The 3,674-nt window shown below is 59.5% G+C and carries 5 protein-coding genes; 1 reads left to right on the top strand and 4 read right to left on the bottom strand.

From position 1 onward, the window contains the following. Nucleotides 1–165: 165 nt before the first annotated feature. From sutA to glnK, 4 genes are all read right to left on the bottom strand, one after another. Nucleotides 166–492, bottom strand: coding sequence for a transcriptional regulator SutA (gene sutA, locus WBB95_RS07385; RefSeq protein ID WP_424486972.1), 327 nt, complete (start codon nt 490–492; stop codon nt 166–168). A 102-nt stretch (nt 493–594) separates the two neighbouring features. Next, nucleotides 595–1,020, bottom strand: coding sequence for a secondary thiamine-phosphate synthase enzyme YjbQ (locus tag WBB95_RS07380; RefSeq protein WP_065938004.1), 426 nt, complete (start codon nt 1,018–1,020; stop codon nt 595–597). A 211-nt stretch (nt 1,021–1,231) separates the two neighbouring features. Then, nucleotides 1,232–2,572, bottom strand: coding sequence for an ammonium transporter (locus WBB95_RS07375; protein WP_424486971.1), 1,341 nt, complete (start codon nt 2,570–2,572; stop codon nt 1,232–1,234). Between the two features lie 35 nt (nt 2,573–2,607). Then, nucleotides 2,608–2,946 (bottom strand): P-II family nitrogen regulator, encoded by a 339-nt coding sequence (gene glnK, locus WBB95_RS07370; protein ID WP_002555808.1) that lies wholly within the window; start codon nt 2,944–2,946, stop codon nt 2,608–2,610. A 423-nt stretch (nt 2,947–3,369) separates the two neighbouring features. On the opposite strand from glnK, the gene WBB95_RS07365 reads away from it, so the two are divergent. Then, complete coding sequence (locus tag WBB95_RS07365; protein ID WP_424486970.1) at nt 3,370–3,633, top strand: accessory factor UbiK family protein; 264 nt, start codon at nt 3,370–3,372, stop codon at nt 3,631–3,633. Nucleotides 3,634–3,674 lie beyond the last annotated feature (41 nt).

The raw sequence follows: 3,674 nt of genomic DNA, 5'->3' as shown, positions 1-3,674 counted from the left end.
GCTTGCCTGCGATAGCGGTGGGTCAGACTGCACATCGCTCACGGGTAAACCGCTATCGCAGGCAAGCCAGCTCCCACAGGGGTTGGCGATCGCTCTGCCCGTTTATAACGGGCATGAAAAAGCCCGCAGCGACGGCGGGCTTTTTCAGCAAGCGGGTGACTGACCTCAGATAGGTCGGCTGCCGTACTTGTTATCAGGCTTCTTCGGTGGATCAGCCACCACGTTCGCCTCGACTTCCTGCACTCTGCCACCTTTAGCGAGGAATTCTTCCATCGCACGGGCCAGCGCATCGCGCTCTTTGTTCTTGGCTTCAACGCTCGGCAGTTCGTCTACCGAAACAGCAGCCTTGGCTTTGCCTTTGGCCGCCGGGGCAGGCGCATCATCGCCACCGTCGTCGTCAGCAACGTCTTCAGCTGCCGCTTCAAGGCCTTCTTCAGCCTCGTCGTCGTCACCCACTTCGAGTTCGTCGTTTTCCAGATCATCGTCGCTCATGTTCTACCTCATGACTTGCGAAAAGCAGATTAGTTATAGCCCAGCTTCACCCTCTGTCGAGGTCGCTGGAAAAAAATCAACATCCACTGGATAACCAGTGGCTTATGCCCCATCACCGTGCAAGGTGGCGAGGACTTTACGAGCACCGCCATGATCACGGTGCTCGCCCAGATAAACACCTTGCCAGGTTCCTATCGCCAAGCGGCCGGCCTTCACCGGCAAACTCAGCTGGCAGCCCAGGAGACTGGCCTTGAAGTGCGCCGGCAGATCATCCGGACCTTCGTCGTTGTGTTCGAACCCTGCACGCCCTTGCGGCACCAGCGAGTTGAAAAAACGCTCGAAGTCACGGCGAACCGCCGGGTCGGCATTCTCGTTGACCGTCAACGAGGCCGAGGTGTGCTGCAGCCACAGATGCAACAGGCCCACGCGGCACGCCTTCAATTCAGGCAAGCCGGCGAGCAACTCGTCCGTCACCAAGTGAAAGCCCCGGGGCTTGGCCCGCAGGGTAATCAGGGTCTGTTGCCACATACAGTTCTCCGCCCATCGGCGCGCATTCTAGCGCGCTCAGGGAAAAAACAAAGTGCCGAATACGCCTACATACCTGTAAGACTTTCGCACGCTGAAAAGTGCCGTGTGCGCTGCATCACAAACTTTGCGCAAAAACCCGTACAGCGCCCTACCACTGACAAACGCCAGGCAAAAAAATGCCCGGCAAGCCGGGCATCTTTTTTACGCGTACTTACAAGTTGTAGCCGCGTTCGTTGTGTTGCGCCAGGTCGAGGCCCACGGCCTCTTCTTCTTCAGTAACCCGCAGGCCCATGACCGCATCCAGCACTTTGAGGATGATGAAGGTCACGATCGCCGTGTAGATCACGGTGAAGCCGACGCCTTTGCACTGGATCCAGACTTGCGCCGCGATGTCGGTGGTGGTGGCGTTGAAACCGCCCATCGCCGGTGCAGCGAACACGCCGGTCAGGATCGCGCCGAGGATACCGCCGATACCGTGCACGCCGAAGGCGTCCAGGGAGTCGTCGTAGCCCAGTTTGCGTTTCAGGGTAGTGGCGCAGAAGAAGCACACCACGCCCGCCGCCAGGCCGATCACCAGGGCGCCCATCGGGCCCACGGTGCCAGCTGCCGGAGTGATCGCAACCAGACCGGCAACCACGCCCGAGGCAATGCCCAGTGCGCTTGGCTTACCGTGGGTGACCCACTCAGCGAACATCCAGCCCAATGCCGCAGCAGCGGTAGCGATCTGGGTAACGAGCATCGCCATGCCGGCAGTGCCATTGGCCGCAGCAGCGGAACCGGCGTTAAAGCCGAACCAGCCAACCCACAGCATGGCGGCGCCGACCAGGGTGTAACCCAGGTTGTGCGGTGCCATTGGGGTAGTTGGGAAACCTTTACGTTTGCCCAGTACCAGGCACGCCACCAGGCCAGCCACACCAGCGTTGATGTGCACCACGGTGCCGCCTGCGAAGTCCAGCACGCCCCAGTCGCCCAGCAACGACCCCGGACCGCCCCACACCATGTGGGCAATCGGTGCGTAAACCAGAGTGAACCAGATGCCCATGAAGATCAGCATCGCGGAGAACTTCATACGCTCGGCGAAGGCACCGACGATCAGCGCCGGGGTGATGATCGCGAAGGTCATCTGGAAGGTGATGAAGACCGACTCGGGAAACAACGCCGCCGGGCCGGTGATGCTGGCCGGGGTCACACCCGAAAGGAACAGTTTGGACAAGCCACCCACAAACGAGTTGAGGTTGACGACGCCCGCTTCCATGCCAGTGGTGTCGAACGCCAGGCTATAGCCGTACACGAACCACAGGATGGAGATCAGGCCGGTGATGGCGAAGCACTGCATCATCACCGACAGAATGTTTTTGGAGCGAACCATGCCGCCGTAGAACAGCGCCAGGCCCGGAATGGTCATGAACAGCACCAGCGCGGTGGATGTGAGCATCCACGCCGTGTCGCCGGAATTGAGGACTGGAGCTGGGACTGGGTCCGCCGCCAATGCCAGGGCCGGCATTACGAGGGACAACAGGGCTCCTAGCCCTGCGAATTTACGCAGAGTCATATTGTTTTCTCCTGGGGCGTTGGGGGTTTGGCGGCTTAGATTGCGTCGGTATCGGTTTCGCCGGTACGGATGCGAATAGCCTGTTCCAGATTGACCACGAAGATCTTGCCGTCACCGATCTTGCCGGTGTTGGCCGCCTTGGTTATCGCCTCGATAACCCGGTCAAGATCCTTGTCGTCAATGGCGACATCAATCTTCACCTTCGGCAGGAAATCGACCACGTATTCCGCGCCGCGATACAGCTCGGTGTGACCCTTCTGCCGACCGAAGCCTTTGACCTCAGTAACGGTAATGCCCTGCACGCCGATCTCGGACAACGACTCGCGTACATCGTCCAACTTGAACGGCTTGATGATGGCAGTGACTAGCTTCATGAAAACTCTCTCCCGAATTGGTGGACTTGCCCCAGGAAAACAAACCCGTCTCAAGTCTAAGCGCAGTGCCTGGCTTTGTAACGCGTCGTCGCCTCGGCATTTACCGTTGCGACGCCAGCGAACCACTGGTGACGAAACCTGTACCCCTGATCCGTCGGCGCACTGCATTCGTCACAGCGACTGCATCAGTGCATGGGTCATGATCGTCTAAGCAGAAACCTTGCCAGCTCCGTAAAAATCACTGAAATCAGTCCTTTGCCCACTTATGCCCACCTGCGGGGCGTTTTCGCGGCGCCAATGCGCACTTAAACAGTGCGCGACCGCCCGGCCCGCTGCGCGAAAAGCGTGCGCCCGCTGCCGTGAAAAAGACTATAGACGCTGCGTGATACACTGCCCGCCAACAGTTATTCCGGAATATTTCCCATGCTCGCGCCCAAAGACCTCCTCGACGCCCTGAGCGGCCACGCCTCTCGCCTGTTCAGCGGCGACACCGCGCTGCCCCGCAATGAAATCGAAAGCCAGTTCAAGGCATTGCTGCAAAGCGGCTTCAGCAAGCTCGACCTGGTCAGCCGGGAAGAATTTGACAGCCAGATGGTAGTGTTGGCCCGCACCCGTTCGCGGCTGGAAAGCCTGGAGGCGAAAGTGGCCGAATTGGAAGCCAAGTTGACGCCGCCTTCGGCTGAATAGAACGCGGTCCATGTGGGAGCTGGCTTGCCTGCGATAGCATC

Source organism: Pseudomonas sp., from assembly GCF_049645325.1.
Taxonomy (GTDB): Bacteria; Pseudomonadota; Gammaproteobacteria; order Pseudomonadales; family Pseudomonadaceae; genus Aquipseudomonas.
Note: the sequence above shows the minus strand (reverse complement) of the source record. Positions and strands in the feature narration are given on the sequence as shown.

Coding starts and splice junctions, on each gene's coding strand:
- sutA (WP_424486972.1), bottom strand. CDS start 492: ATGAGCGACGATGATCTGGAAAACGACGAACTCGAAGTGGGTGACGAC.
- WBB95_RS07380 (WP_065938004.1), bottom strand. CDS start 1,020: ATGTGGCAACAGACCCTGATTACCCTGCGGGCCAAGCCCCGGGGCTTT.
- WBB95_RS07375 (WP_424486971.1), bottom strand. CDS start 2,572: ATGACTCTGCGTAAATTCGCAGGGCTAGGAGCCCTGTTGTCCCTCGTA.
- glnK (WP_002555808.1), bottom strand. CDS start 2,946: ATGAAGCTAGTCACTGCCATCATCAAGCCGTTCAAGTTGGACGATGTA.
- WBB95_RS07365 (WP_424486970.1), top strand. CDS start 3,370: ATGCTCGCGCCCAAAGACCTCCTCGACGCCCTGAGCGGCCACGCCTCT.